This is a genomic window from Streptomyces globisporus (assembly GCF_003501885.1).
GTDB lineage: Bacteria > Actinomycetota > Actinomycetes > Streptomycetales > Streptomycetaceae > Streptomyces > Streptomyces globisporus_D.
The window spans coordinates 18,242-31,472 of record NZ_QWFA01000047.1; the positions used below are offsets into that span (position 1 = coordinate 18,242).

13 protein-coding genes are annotated in these 13,231 nt (G+C 71.7%); 6 read left to right on the forward strand and 7 right to left on the reverse strand.

What is annotated here, in order from left to right; genetic code table 11:
- Nucleotides 1-7: 7 nt before the first annotated feature.
- The 5 genes from D3105_RS11435 to D3105_RS11455 all read right to left on the reverse strand — a co-directional run bounded on the left by D3105_RS11435 (nucleotide 8) and on the right by D3105_RS11455 (nucleotide 6,040).
- The gene (locus D3105_RS11435; RefSeq protein ID WP_240646873.1) at nucleotides 8-1,246 is read right to left on the reverse strand and encodes a sugar ABC transporter permease; all 1,239 of its coding nucleotides are present in this window, start codon (nucleotides 1,244-1,246) and stop codon (nucleotides 8-10) included.
- Nucleotides 1,243-2,184, reverse strand: coding sequence for an ATP-binding cassette domain-containing protein (locus D3105_RS11440; protein WP_118902993.1), 942 nt, complete (start codon nucleotides 2,182-2,184; stop codon nucleotides 1,243-1,245). The genes D3105_RS11435 and D3105_RS11440 overlap by 4 nt, the downstream gene beginning before the upstream one ends.
- A gap of 73 nt (nucleotides 2,185-2,257) precedes the next feature.
- On the reverse strand, nucleotides 2,258-3,292 hold the full coding sequence (locus D3105_RS11445; RefSeq protein WP_165891001.1) for a substrate-binding domain-containing protein: 1,035 nt from the start codon (nucleotides 3,290-3,292) through the stop codon (nucleotides 2,258-2,260).
- 152 nt (nucleotides 3,293-3,444) lie between these two features.
- Nucleotides 3,445-4,926 (reverse strand): FGGY-family carbohydrate kinase, encoded by a 1,482-nt coding sequence (locus tag D3105_RS11450; protein ID WP_118902998.1) that lies wholly within the window; start codon nucleotides 4,924-4,926, stop codon nucleotides 3,445-3,447.
- A 58-nt stretch (nucleotides 4,927-4,984) separates the two neighbouring features.
- Nucleotides 4,985-6,040 (reverse strand): 2-hydroxyacid dehydrogenase, encoded by a 1,056-nt coding sequence (locus D3105_RS11455; protein WP_118903001.1) that lies wholly within the window; start codon nucleotides 6,038-6,040, stop codon nucleotides 4,985-4,987.
- Nucleotides 6,041-6,266: 226 nt separating this feature from the next.
- On the opposite strand from D3105_RS11455, the gene D3105_RS11460 reads away from it, so the two are divergent.
- The 5 genes from D3105_RS11460 to D3105_RS11480 all read left to right on the forward strand — a co-directional run bounded on the left by D3105_RS11460 (nucleotide 6,267) and on the right by D3105_RS11480 (nucleotide 10,475).
- Entirely contained in the window at nucleotides 6,267-6,917 is a 651-nt protein-coding gene (locus D3105_RS11460; protein WP_118903004.1) for a histidine phosphatase family protein, read from the forward strand.
- A 5-nt stretch (nucleotides 6,918-6,922) separates the two neighbouring features.
- A complete protein-coding gene (locus D3105_RS11465; RefSeq protein ID WP_118903007.1) occupies nucleotides 6,923-7,699 on the forward strand; it encodes a DeoR/GlpR family DNA-binding transcription regulator in 777 nt (258 codons plus the stop codon).
- Nucleotides 7,700-7,825: 126 nt separating this feature from the next.
- Entirely contained in the window at nucleotides 7,826-9,298 is a 1,473-nt protein-coding gene (locus D3105_RS11470) for an FGGY-family carbohydrate kinase (RefSeq protein ID WP_118903010.1), read from the forward strand.
- Nucleotides 9,299-9,720: 422 nt separating this feature from the next.
- Nucleotides 9,721-10,029, forward strand: coding sequence for a GNAT family N-acetyltransferase (locus D3105_RS11475; RefSeq protein ID WP_118903013.1), 309 nt, complete (start codon nucleotides 9,721-9,723; stop codon nucleotides 10,027-10,029).
- Between the two features lie 140 nt (nucleotides 10,030-10,169).
- Complete coding sequence (locus D3105_RS11480; protein ID WP_118903016.1) at nucleotides 10,170-10,475, forward strand: GNAT family N-acetyltransferase; 306 nt, start codon at nucleotides 10,170-10,172, stop codon at nucleotides 10,473-10,475.
- A gap of 606 nt (nucleotides 10,476-11,081) precedes the next feature.
- Here D3105_RS11480 and D3105_RS11485 read toward each other — a convergent pair.
- The gene (locus D3105_RS11485) at nucleotides 11,082-11,534 is read right to left on the reverse strand and encodes a MarR family winged helix-turn-helix transcriptional regulator (protein WP_118903019.1); all 453 of its coding nucleotides are present in this window, start codon (nucleotides 11,532-11,534) and stop codon (nucleotides 11,082-11,084) included.
- A 119-nt stretch (nucleotides 11,535-11,653) separates the two neighbouring features.
- Between D3105_RS11485 and D3105_RS11490 the strand changes: the two genes are divergently transcribed.
- Nucleotides 11,654-12,559: an NADP-dependent oxidoreductase gene (locus D3105_RS11490; protein ID WP_118903021.1), complete on the forward strand. Its 906-nt coding sequence runs from the start codon at nucleotides 11,654-11,656 to the stop codon at nucleotides 12,557-12,559.
- 111 nt (nucleotides 12,560-12,670) lie between these two features.
- Here the strand turns inward: D3105_RS11490 and D3105_RS11495 are convergent, their stop codons facing one another.
- Nucleotides 12,671-13,135, reverse strand: a complete 465-nt coding sequence (locus D3105_RS11495) for a TetR/AcrR family transcriptional regulator (RefSeq protein ID WP_165891002.1) — start codon at nucleotides 13,133-13,135, stop codon at nucleotides 12,671-12,673.
- Between the last annotated feature and the right edge of the window lie 96 nt (nucleotides 13,136-13,231).

A 13,231-nucleotide genomic window follows, 5' to 3' on the forward strand; every position in this document is an offset into this window, starting at 1 on the left:
CGGTGTCTCAGGCCCTGCCGTGGGAGACCCGCGAACGCCGGGCGACCGCGTCGAGCGACACCGCCAGGAGCAGTACCCCGCCGGTGACCATGAAGCGGTAGGCGGAGTCGAGATTCAGCAGAGTGAGTCCGCTGGAGATCGACTGGATCACGAGGACGCCGAGCAGCGCGGCGAACGCGGTGCCCCGGCCGCCGAACAGGCTGGTGCCGCCGATGACGGCCGCGGCGATGGCGTTGAGGTTGACGTCACCGCCGCCGCTGCTCTGGTTGGCCGCCGCGAGGCGCGAGGCGGAGAGCATCCCGCCGACGCAGGCGAGCGTCGTGCACAGCACGAACGCGGTGGTGAGGACGGCTTTCACATGGACACCCGCACGCCGGGCGGCCTCCATGTTGCCGCCGACCGCGTACATCGACTTGCCGAACGAGGTGCGGGACAGGACGTAGTGCAGCACCAGCACCAGAGCGAGGAAGAACACGAACATCCAGCCCACCCCCCGGTCCCGGTTGAGATACCAGACCGCCGCGCCGAGACCGGCCAGCAGCGCCAGGCTCCGTCCGGCGAGCAGACGCCTGGACGCGGCGGCGAGACCCGCCCGGCGGCGCTCAGCGGCGCGGACGGCACCGGTCGCGTACAGGGCCGCCGCGCCGACGACGACCAGGGTGTACGCCAGCCAGGGCGGCAGGAACTGGAGTTGGGCGAAGGCCACGAGACCGGAGTCGAAGGGCAGGTTGATCGAGCCCTTGGGCCCGAGGATCCACAACTGCACGCCGAGGAATCCGAGAAGGCCGCCGAGCGTGATGACGAAACTCGGTACGCCGATCCGGTTGTGGACCTGGGCGTAGAACCAGCCGATCAGAGCCGCGAGGACCAGCGATGCGGTGACGGCGACCCAGGCCGGCAGCCCTCGGTCCACGAACAGGACCGCCAGGACGGCGGCGCTGAGTCCGCTGATCGAGCCGACCGACAGATCGATCTGGCCGACGAGGAGGACGCAGACGACTCCCAGAGCGATGATGCCGACCGGCACGCTTTCGAGGGCGAGGTTCGTGAGGTTCGCGCTCGACAGGAAGATCGGGTTGAGGATCTGCATGACGACCCAGATCACGACGAGCCCGGCGAGGACGGGCAGGAGCCCGAGGTCGCCGCCGCGCAGCCGGTCCGACACCGCCCGTCGGCGACTCCGCGCCCGGTCGGACCAGGTCGTCGGCTTGGCGGGCCCCGCGTGAGCGAGATCCGGGTTCGTCATGATGCGTCCCCCTTGTGCGCCGCTTCCGTTCCGCCGTCCGCTGCTCGCTCGCTCACGGGTCGATCGTCGAAGGCCCGATCGTCCGCGGCCCGGCTGCCCGCGTCCTGGCCGTTCGTGCCCCGGCCGGTCCGGTCGTCCCCCGCCCGCTCCCGTCCGGCGCGGCGGCTGACCACGTTGTCCGTGGCTCCGGTGATGGCGGCCACCAGGTCCGCCGCCGTCGCCTCGGCCGCGTCGAAGACACCGTTGTTCCGGCCGAGCCGCAGGACGGCCACGGTGTCGGCGACGGCCCGCACGTCGGCCATGTTGTGGCTGACCATGATGACGCCCAGGCCGCGCTCCCTCAGCCGCTCGATCAGGTTGAGCACCTCCGCCGTCTGCGCCACCCCCAGCGCGGCCGTCGGCTCATCGAGGATGATCACCTTGGGGTCGCCCAGCAGGGTCCGCGCGATGGCCACCGTCTGCCGCTGGCCGCCGGACAGGGCCGCGACCGGGACACGTACCGAGGGGATCTTCGCCGACAGCTCCCCGAGAAGAGCGCGGGAGCGGACCTCCATGGCCACCTCGTCCAGGCGCAGCCCGCGCAACTCCCGCCCGAGGAAGAGGTTTTCGACCACGTTCAGGTTCTCGCACAGGGCGAGGTCCTGGAACACGGTCGCGATGCCGAGCCGCTGCGCCGTGGCGGGGGAGGGGATGGAAATGGCCCCGTGGCCGAAACCGACGGTTCCGGCGTCCGGCTGGTGCACCCCGGAGAGAACCTTCACCAGGGTGGACTTCCCCGCGCCGTTGTCGCCCACCAGGGCGACGACCTGACCCGCGGAGACGTCGAGGTCGACATCGGTGAGGGCGGCGACGGCGCCGAAGGACTTGCTGATCCCACGGAGCGAGAGCAGCGGGCCTCCTGATGGCTCGTGAGGGGAGGGCAAGGAGTCAGCGGTCATGACCGGCCTTCCGAGGCAGGCGCGCGGACGGGCAGACAGAAGGGCAGGCAGAGGTGGGGAACGGGGCCCGCGACTACGTGATGCCCACCTCGGCGCAGGCGGCCGCGTACGTCGCCGTGCACACCTCGGCGGTCTTGAGCGGCTTCCCGTCGCCCACCAGAACCTCGGCGATGTTCTCGCGGGTGACCACGGTCGGGGTGAAGAGTTCCGAGGGGGTGTCGAAGAGCGTGGTGTCGCCCTTGGGCTTCTTGCCCTGGGCGAAGGAGAACGCGGCGACGGCCGCGGCTTCCGCGACGGTCTTGATGGGCTTGGAGATGGTGTTGTACTGATCGCCCTTGATGATCCGCTGGGCGGCGGCGAGTTCGGCGTCGTTCCCGGTAACCGGTGGCACGTTCGCTCCGGCCGCCTTGAACGCGGCGATGGAACCGCCGCCCGTGCCGTCGTTGGCGGCCACCACTCCGGCGATCTTTCCCGGGAACTTGGATATCTGACCGCTGACCCAGCTCTGGGCCTTCCCCGGCTCCCAGGCCGGAGTGTCGTACTCGGCGAGGAGTTTGAAGCCGCTGGAGTCGACCGCGCTGTGGATGCCCTTCTTGATCAGGCCCGCCGCCGCGTCGGTCGGCGATCCGTTGACCTGGAGGAGGCCGCCCTCGGCCGAGGTGGCCTTGAGGTGGTCCACCAACGACTGGCCGATCATGGCGCCGATCTTCTCGTTGTCGAAGGAGACGTAGTAGTCCGCCTTGACCGCCGGGATCGGCCGGTCGTACGCGATGACGGGAACCCCTCGCCCCTGTGCCGTACGGACGGTGCTGGCCGCGGCGGCGGAGTCCACCGGGTCGATCACGATGACGTCGGCTCCCTGCGCGAGAGCGGAGTCGGCCTGCTGCTGTTGCTTCGCTGCGTCGCCACCCGCGTTCTGGTAGAGCACCTCGCAACCGCCGCACAGATCCTTCACCTTGGCCTTGAAGAGCGGCGCGTCGTACAACTCGTAGCGGGTGGAGGCGATGTCGGGCATCAGGAATGCGATCTTCGCGTCCTTCGACGACTTGCCCTCCGAGCTGTTGGACGCCTTCGTCGAACAGGCGGCGGCGGAGACGATCACCGTCATCACCGACAGAGCCGCGGCAAACGATCTGACAGAGCGTTCCTTCACTGGAATCTCCCGGTCTTCAGGCGGAGAGCCCCCTTCGCGTCAAATTAACATCGCGCGTGTTATGAGTGTCAATGGGCATGTCATAAATAACAGGCAGGTGGGGGCGCTCAGAGGTGTCCGGGGTGTCCGGCCGGCCGCGCGTGCGCTCCCCACACGGTCCGGGCCGCCGCCAACTCCGCCCGGTACCGCGCGTACTCGTCCTCGTACAGCGCCCGTACGTCCTCGCACGGATCGACCACCTGATGGCGTCCCGGCGGCGCGTCGTACCCGGGGGACAGCGAGGCCCTGGCGACGGACACCACGCCGAGCGCGCCGACCTGCTCCTCCAGCGGGACACGCACGGGCCGGCCGAGGACGTCGGCGATCAGCCGGGCCCACGTCTGCGACCGCGTGCCGCCCCCGCACAGGGCGAGGGTGCCGCTCAGCCCCGCCGCCTCCAGGCAGTGCCGGGCCGCGTAGCCGATGGCCTCGCAGACGGCCCGGACGGCGTCCGCCCGGCCGGTCGCCAGGCTGAGCCCGTCGAGTCTGCCCTGCGCCGACGGCTCGACGAACGGGGCCCGTTCGCCCGCTTCGGACAGGAAGGGGAAGGCGCGGACGCCCCGGGCGCCGGGCGGACTGTCGGAGAGCAGGGCGTCCACATCGGCCGTGGTCGCGCCGACGAGAGCGAGCACCCACTCCAGTGCCGCCGTCCCCACCATCGCGGGCATGGCACGCAGCCACCGGTCGGGAGCCGGCGTGCACAGCCACATGCCGGCGGGCTCGGCGAGCGCATCGAGCTCGACCCGGTCGGTCAGCACCTGGCTCGCGAGGGTCGTACCGAGGATGAGGACCCCGTCCCCCACCTCGCGCACCCCGCTGCCGATCGCGCAGGCCGGCAGGTCGTACGGCCCCGCCACGACCGGCAGCCCCTCGGGCAGACCGAGGAGTCCGGCGCCGTGGCCGTGGAGCGCGAGCACCGTGCCCGGGGCTGCGGGAGCGGGCAGCAGCGCCGCACGCTCCGCGACGCCGCACGCCGCCAGGGCCTCGGGCGCGTAGCGGCGGGTACGGGGGTCGAGGAACGGCAGCGTCGCGTCGGAGGCGTCGAGGCACACCTGACCGGTGAGGCGCTGGGCGACCGCGTCGACGCAGTACCCCGCGACTGCGGCCCGGTCCAGCGCCTGGGGCTCGTGCTCCTGCAGCCAGTTCAGCAGCGGGCCGTGGCACCCCGGGAACATCCCCGAGCCGGTGTGCGCGTAAGCCGTGGTGATCGTGCCGTCCGTCAGCCAGCGGGTCACGAGATCCGAGGCCCGCGCGTCCATCCAGGAGATGGCGGGCCGCACCGGGCGGCCGCCGGAGTCCCGCAGCCACAACCCGTCCCCCTGCCCGGTGAGCGCCACGGCGTCCGGCAGCCGCCCGAGCTCCGCCGCGACCTCCCGTACGACAGCGCCGACACCCGAGACGACGTCGTCGAGATCCTGCTCGACGCGACCGCCCGGCAGCATCTCCAGATGCGAGCGCCGGCTCGCGGCGGCCAGCGCCCCGCCGCCCTCGTCGAACGCCACCGCCTTGGTGACCGACGTTCCGATGTCCACCCCGATGATGGTCCTCAACCCTGCTACCTCCTGTGCGAGCCGATGGATTTGGGGGCGCCGGCGGCGAAGACCGCCGTCAGGGCCCGCCGTCCACCAGGACGTCCCCGTTCGCGAGATGCCGCAACTTCTCCCCCCGCACGAAGCGGCCGACCTCGGCGGCGGTGATCGCCGCCGCACGGTGCGCCGTCTGCCGCGTCGCGCCCGCGAGATGAGGCGTGGTGATCACATTCGGTACGTCACGCAGGGCCCAGTCGGCGGGGATCGGCTCGACGTCGTACACATCGAGGGCCAGCGCCCCGAGAGCGCCGCTGCGCAGCAGCTCCGGCAGCGGCGCGTGGTCGAGCAGCCCGCCGCGGGCGGAGTTGACGAGAACTGCCCCGGACGGCAGCAGGCCGAGGCGGCGGGTGTCGAGCAGATGGTGGGTCTCCTCGGTCAGGCGGGCATGCAGGCTCACCACCGAACTCCGGCCCAGAAGGTCGTCCAGCTCGACGAGTTCGACACCGTCCGCCGCGACCGCCTCCGGGTCGGCGTACGGGTCGGCCGCGAGCACGTCCGCCCCGAAGGCGCGCATCACCCGCGCCACGATACGGCCGATGGCCCCGTAACCCACGAGCCCGACCGTGGCCCCGCCGAGCTCGCCGCCGACCTCCTCGTACGCATAGAGATCCCCCCGCCAGACGCCCCGCTTCAGCTCCGCGTCGGCGGCCGCGATGCGCCGCATCGCGGCCAGCATCAACCCCACCGCGAACTCCGCGGCAGCGGGGGCGTTGCGGCCCGGGGCGAAACTGACCCTGACCCCGTGCCGGGTGGCGGCGGCCAGGTCCACATTGACCGGCCCGCCCCGCGAGACGGCGACCAACCGCAACGCGGGCGACGCGGCGAACACCCGCTCGGTGAACGGGGCCATCTGCGTCACACAGATGGCCGCCCCGTCCAACGCCTCCACGAGCCCGTCCTCCGTACCGCTGGCCTCACGGACCTCCGCGACCGGACCGAAAGGCTCATGGGGCCAGGGAAGAGTCAGCTCCGTGAACTCCGGTAGCTCCACGCCCGCATGGGACAGCTCCTGACTCACCGCCTCGCGAATCAACGCGGGACGGACGAAGTGGTCGCCTGCGGCGAGGATGCGCATGACGTCGGATTCCTTCTGCGAGGAGAGCCGCTGGGGGTTGGTGCCGAGCAGGTCGGGGCCGTGATCCGTGCCTGATCCGAGCCGTGAAAGCCCGGTCCCGTGCTGTGGAATGTCTGTTAAATTTAACAGCGCCCACGTGAACCGGCAATGCACCCGGCCGACACGGGCAACGGCAACTCCGTGCACCTCGCCTCGACTCGGCCCCGACCCGGAAAGGGCGGTCTCCATGACCACGCGTCTCCTGCTCGTACGGCACGGCGAGACCGAGTGGCACGCGGAGAACCGGTATGCCGGCGTCACCGACGTGGCCCTGACACCCCGGGGCGTGGCCCAGGCCACCGACCTCGGAGCCTGGGCGGCGCGCAGCGGTGTGGACGCGGTCGCCTGCTCCCCGCTCAGCCGCGCCCGACTTACGGCGAGCCCCGCGGCGAAGGCGCTGGGCCTGGCGGTGGAGGTCCAGGAAGGGCTGCGGGAGGTGGACTTCGGATGGGGCGAGGGCCGGACGATCCAGGAGATGGCCGATGAGGATCCCGAAGCCGTACGGCGGTTCCGCGAGGACGCCGACTCGGGTGCCTTTCCCGGCTCCGAACCCGTCACCCGGGCGGCGGCGCGGGCGACCGCGTCCCTGCGCGACCTCGCAGACCGTCACCAGGGGAAGCGGGTGCTCGTCGTCGCCCACAACACCCTGCTGCGCATCACCCTGTGCGAGCTCCTCGGACTGCCTCTCGGGCGCTACCGGCGCATCTTCCCGCGGCTGGACAACGGGGCCGTCACGGAGATCGAGATCCGCGGTACGGAGACGGCGCTGCGCTCGCTCAACGTACCCACAGCGCCGCCCCCCGCCCCCGCGCCCGGTCCGAGCCCTGCGGGAGACTGACCCCCATGACCAAGAGATCCGCCGAAGAGCGCCGACGGCTCATCGCCGACCACGTGGTGGAGCAGGGCACGGCCACGGGCGCCGCCCTCGCCCAGCTCACGGGGGTGAGCCTGATGACCGTCCACCGGGACCTCGACGACCTGGCGCGCCAAGGGGTGCTGCGACGCTTCCGCGGTGGCGCGTCCGCCCTGCCCTCCACCGTGTTCGAGTCGAGCCTCGACTACCGGCTCGGCGTCAACACGGCGGAGAAGAGGGCCGTCGCGCGGGCCGCCGCCGCGCTGGTGGAGCCCGGCATGTCGGTCATGCTCGACGACTCCACCACGGTGCTGGTCATGGCGGGCCTCCTGGTCGAACTCGCTCCGCTCACGGTGGTCACCAACGCCCGCCGGGTGCTGGACGTCTTCGCCGGATGTGAGGGCATCCGCCTGATCGCCCTGGGCGGCGAGTACTCACGCACCCACGACTCCTTCCTCGGCATGCCCTGCGTGGAGGCGGTGGAGGCGCTCTCCGTGGACCTCGTCGCGGTCTCCACGTCGGCCCTCGACGCCAGGACGGCCTACCACCAGGAGCAGGACGTGGTGCTGGTCAAACGGGCGATGCTCACGTCGGCGGCGACGAAGGTGATGCTCATGGACCACACCAAACTCGCCCGCACCGCGTTGCACCGGGTGGGCCCCGTCGGCGACCTGGACCATCTCGTCGTGGACGAGGGAGCGGACGCCGACCTGCTGGGCAAACTCCGTGAACGGACCCAGGTCACGGTGGCGGCCGTCGGCTCATGACCACGCCGCTCCCACCGCGATGGAACGGATGTCAACGTCACACACGGGCCACCACGGCGATGGACGGCCACCCGACCGGTGGACCGACGTGGACATGTGAGGCCCCCGGGGAAGGACGCTTTCCGCATGAGCAGTGAACCCCGTCGCCCCACTCCGCCCTCTCCGGCCGTGATCGGCATCGACGTGGCGACCGCGTCCGTCCGCGTGCTGTGCGTGGATGGCCAAGGACGCGTACTCGCCGAGGCACGGGCCGATCTCCCGCCCCCCGTACGGACCGCCACGGGAACGAGCGAGCAGGACGCCCGGTCGTGGTGGCCCGCCGTACGGTCGGCCCTGCGCCGCACCACGGGCGCGCTGCCCCGGGGCGGACGGGAGGTGATCGCGGTGGCCGTGTCCGCCACATCCGGCACCATCGTGCCCACCGGAACCGACGGCGAACCGCTCGGCCCCGCCCTGATGTACGACGACCGGCGTGCCGCCGACATCAACGCCGAGGCCCAGCGGGCGGGCAGCGCCCGGTGGGACGCGCTCGGCCTGTCGGTGGGCCCCACCGCCGCGCTCGGCCGGGCCGTGTGGTGCCTGCGGGCGTACGGCTCCGCTCTGCACCACGTCCTGCACACCCCCGAGTTCATCGGCCGCGAACTGACGGGCCACCCCGTGGCCGCGGACTGGAGCCACGCGCTGAAGTCCGGCTACGACGCCCGTGCCGGGGAGTGGGCGCACGAGGTGTTCGACGCCCTCGACTTCCCGCTCGGGCTGCTCCCGTCCGTGGGCGCCCCCGGCACCGGGGCCGGGACCGTCGGCCCGGAGGCGGCCGAGGCCACGGGGCTGCCCGAAGGGTGCTCCGTACGCCTCGGGATGACGGACGGCTGCGCGGGCCAGATCGCCACCGGCGCGGTCGAGCCGGGCCGGTTCGTGGGCGTCATCGGCACCACGTACGTCCTCAAGGGGGTGTCCGAGCACTTGGTGCGCGATGCGACCGGCGCCTTCTACAGCCATCGCCACCCCGACGGCTGGTGGCTCCCCGGCGGTGCCTCCAACACGGGAGGGGAGTGCCTGGCCGACGTCGACCCGGCCCGCCTGCCCGCGCTGGACGCCGCCGCGGCGGCCCGGGGTCCGGCGTCGTACGTGCGCTACCCGCTGTGCCGCGACGGCGAACGCTTCCCTTTCGTCTCCGGCGCGGCGCGCGGCTTCGAACTGGGCAGCCCCCGCGACGAGGCGGACGCCCACCGCGCCGCGCTGGAAGGAGTCGCCTTCCTCGAACGCCTGGCCCTGGACCGGATCGAGCGACTGGGCATCCCGGTGCTCGGCCCGCTCCACGCGGCAGGCGGGGGAAGCCGCAGCACTGTGTGGACGGCGATCCGGGCCACTGTCCTGGACCGACCGGTCCGGGTCGTCGAGCGCGCGGAGACGGCGTTCGGGGCCGCGCTGCTCGCCGCGACCGGCACGCTCCACGAGGACCTCGCCGCGAGCGCCGCGGCCATGGTGCACAGTGGCGCCCTCGTGGAGCCGGTGCCGGCGGAACGCCCGGCTCTGGAGGAGACGTACGGCCGTTTCGTCGCGGCCCTGCGTGAGCGGGGCTGGCTCCCCGACGGCTGACGCGGCTGCGCCTTGACGGTGCGAGCACGGCCGAGTGTGCCGCCCGTGATCAGCCGCACCGTCGCCGCGTCGCCCGGCGACAGGGGCACGGTGGCCGCCCCTCGGGGCGCTTCCGCACTCGCGGGCAGGGGGACCATGGCGCCGGCGGCCAGTGCGAGACCAGCCGGTATGGCCGCCAACAGACGCAACCGTCTCCTCAGGTGCAGCCTTTCCTCTTGATCGATGGAACTGCGTGCCGGGCCAGAATGTGCTGATGGCCGAAGGGGTGTCATGCGAATCCCGTGACGCAGGTGGGACACGTCGCAAGAGCGGCATCCCCGGACCGACTTTATGTTGATGCATCAACATTTCATGGTTAGGGTGAGGTCACGGTCGACGGGCATCCGTCGAGCCGGTCGTGAGCAGGCCTTACAGGAGGAAACATGGCGGTCGAAGTGAGCGACGCGCCCGGGGCGAACCGCTATGAGGCGTACGTCGACGGCGAGTCCAAGCCGGCGGGCATCGCGCAGTACATCCGTACGGCGGAGCTCGTCGCGTTCGTGCACACCGAGGTCGAGCCGGCGTACGAGGGCAGGGGGGTCGGGTCCGCGCTGGCCCGGGCCGCCCTCGACGACGCTCGCGCGGCGAACCTGCGGGTGCTGGCCACCTGCCCATTCTTCGCGGGCTGGATCGCCCGGCACCCCGACTACCAGGACCTGCTGTACCAGTCCCGTAGCAGGGTCAGCGACTGAGAAGTCGGATGCGAGGGCGCGAAGCGCCCGTCGCCAAAGATAAATTGATTCATCAACTGAATGGATGATGGGCTCCCCGGCAAGCCGCCGCCCTCTGGGGCGGCGGTGGAGGCGCGGCCGGTCATCCCGAGGAGGGAACCATGGAAAGCCACGTGGCGGACAACCCCGAGGAATCGCGTTACGAGATCTTCGACGGCGGTGAGCGGGCCGGATTCGTCGAGTATCACCGCTTCCGGGACGAGATCGCCTTCCTCCATACGGAGATCGACCCGCGGTTCGGGGGCCGAGGCCTCGGGGGCGCGCTGGCCCGCTCGGTTCTCGACGAGGCCAGGAAGCAGGAGCTCAAGGTGCTTCCCTTCTGTCCCTTCATCCGTGGCTGGCTCCGCAAGCACCCGGAGTACACCGACCTGGTGCCGGAGGCGCAGCACGCGCGGTTCGAGCTCTGACGCCCGCCGGACCGCCGGGAGCGGGGCGCCGCCCGCGGTGGAAGTGTCCCGCTCCCACCTGAAGCGAATCACTGCAGCTGGTGCTCGTGCTCCTCGGCGAGATCCAGGTTCGCGGACACGCCTCGCAGCGTCACCAGCGCCCAGCTCGCGGCGACGACCATCACCCCGGCTCCGGTGAACCGGTCACCATGGCCGCCTCGGTGAACGCCTCCTTCGCGGCCGCGAGGACGAGGCCACCCGTGCCGCCGCCGACCTCTCCGGCCACGATCAGGGCTTCGGCCGGCGTCGAGGAGGCCCGGTCGACAGGTCTGCCGGGAGGTCGAGCGCGTCGGTTCCGGCGGAGGAGGCCCTGGTGTACCAGGAGACGAGCAACCCGCCCAGCACCGCGGTGCCGGCGTCGTACCCTCCTCGTACGCGGTCTCGGACGGCGGGACGGCTCTGACGAGCAGGTTCCGCCGCCGCCCGAACCGTTCACCCGACGAGGGGGGCGACGAGAGTCCGGCTGGGCCTGTCGAGGCAGCCGGACGGGGCGGCCGTGTCGTCCGCCAGGGCATCACGGGGCGGATCGTCACCCTTATCGAGCCAGGGGCAGGGGCGGGGCGGCCGTCATCGGGCCAGGGACAGAGCGACCGTCGCGGTGATTCGGCCGAGCTGCGCGACCTGCTCCTCGGTCAGTCGGTCGAAGAGGTGCTCGCGCAGGGTCGCGTGGTAGCCCGGTGCCGTCTCGGCGTACTTCGCCGATCCCGCCTCGGTCACGGAGGCGATGGTGACGCGGGCGTCGGAAGGGTCCCGCTCGCGCGTGAGCCAGCCGTGCTTCTCCAGGCGCGACGCGAGACGGGACAGGTGTGACGGGGTGACCCGGGACAGCTCGGCGAGCGAACTCATGGTGTGCGTGCGCTCCCGGTGCTCCGTCAGGCACCAGAGGATCAGGAACTCGTGGTGGCAGAGGCCGTCCTGCTTGAGGCGCGCCTCCAGTGCCGCCGGAAGCCAGAGCAGCACCGACAGCATCGAGTCCCAGGTGTCCGACTCGGTCGGGAGGAGTCCGCTGTCTGCTGCCATGTGCGTGATCCTATCACCAACACTTGCCACGGAAAGCAACTCACCGTTATTTGCCGCGGAAAGGAAGTCGCTGTAAGTTAGTTTCCGCAGTAAGTAATTTCGGATCAAGGAGTGACTCCATGCGTGCTGCCCGTTACCACGACTACGGCCCCGCCGACGTGATCGCCATCGACGATGTTCGGGAGCCGCACGCCGGGCCCGGTGAGCTACGCATCCGGGTGGCCGCGGCCGGCGTGAACCCCATCGACTGGAAGCTGCGTTCGGGGGTGGTCCGAGAGCACTTCCCCGTCGAGCTCCCGGCGATCCCCGGCCGCGATGCCGCCGGAGTGGTGGACGAGGTCGGCGAGGGCGTCTCGGGCGTTACTGTGGGTGACAAGGTGTTCGGCCTCGGCGGCATCTTCGGGGCGGCCGCGGAGTACGCCGTGCTGACCGCCTGGTCCGCGGTGCCGGAAGCGTGGACCCTGGAACAGGCTGCCGGAGCCGGTCTCGCGGTCGCCACCGCGGGCCGGGCGCTCGACGCGCTCGGTGACCTCTCCGGCCGCACCCTGCTGATCGAGGGAGCGGCCGGCGGGGTGGGCGGCGCCGCCGTCGCGATGGCGGCGGCACGCGGTGCCACCGTCATCGGCACGTCGAGCCCGGCCAAGCACGCCTACCTGCGGACGTTGGGAGCCGTGCCCACCGCCTACGGCGACGGGCTCGCCGATCGGGTCCGCGAACTCGCCCCCGGGGGAGTGGACGCGGCGCTCGACCTGGCGGCGTCCGGATCGCTTGCCGACCTGGTCGCCCTCGTCGGCCACGCGGACCGCGTCGTGACGGTGGCCGACGCGGCCCGCTCGGCGGAGCTGGGAGTACGGCACGTCTACGCGGAGAACGACTCGGCGGTGCTGGCGGAAGGGGCCGCGCTGGGCGGTCGGGGCGCGTACACCCCCTACGTACAGGCGACGTACCCGCTGGACAGGATCGCGGACGCGCACCGGGAAGCCGAGGGCGGTCACGTCCAGGGGAAGCTCGTCGTCACCCTCTGACGAGGGATGATGCCATCGGCCGATGGCGCCGGTGCCCGGCCGTGCGGTCGGCCGATGGCGCCGGTGCCCGGCCGTGCGGTGCCCTGGCCGTGCGGCCCGCGGCTCAGGGGTTCAGAGAGAGGTGCGGAAGGTGCCCTCGCCGGCGAGTTCCAGCAGGAGGTCGCGCGCGGTCGAGAGGCTGCTCTCGTCCTGCTCGCCGTAGATGGCGGCCACGGAGATGCCCCCGGCAGCCCTCGGCACGATCAGGATCCGTTCGGGGCTTACCCCGTCGAGGGCGAGCCGCTCGTCCCACCACGCGGCGTTCTCCTCCATGACCGGAGCGACCGCAGGCTCGGACAGGTCGAGGTGGCTGCGGACCGTCTCCCGGAAGCGTTCGTGCGTGTCCTCCACCAGAGCGACCACCAACTGGTCCCGGCTGCCGAAATGGTGGATCGGACCACTCTTCGACACCCCGGCGGCCGCGGCCACCTGAGCCAGTGTCACGGCGGCACCCTGGTCCAGGATCACCTGGACGGCTGCGTCGACCACCGCACGCCGTGTGCGCTCGGCGTTGCGTGTCTGTCGCCCGTCGGTCACCGATCCACCCGCCCGCCCTGACGTCACCTACTGACCAATTGGTCCACTTTGCAACGCGGCAGGACGGTAGGGCGGGGGTGGGAAGGCGTTCTGGGA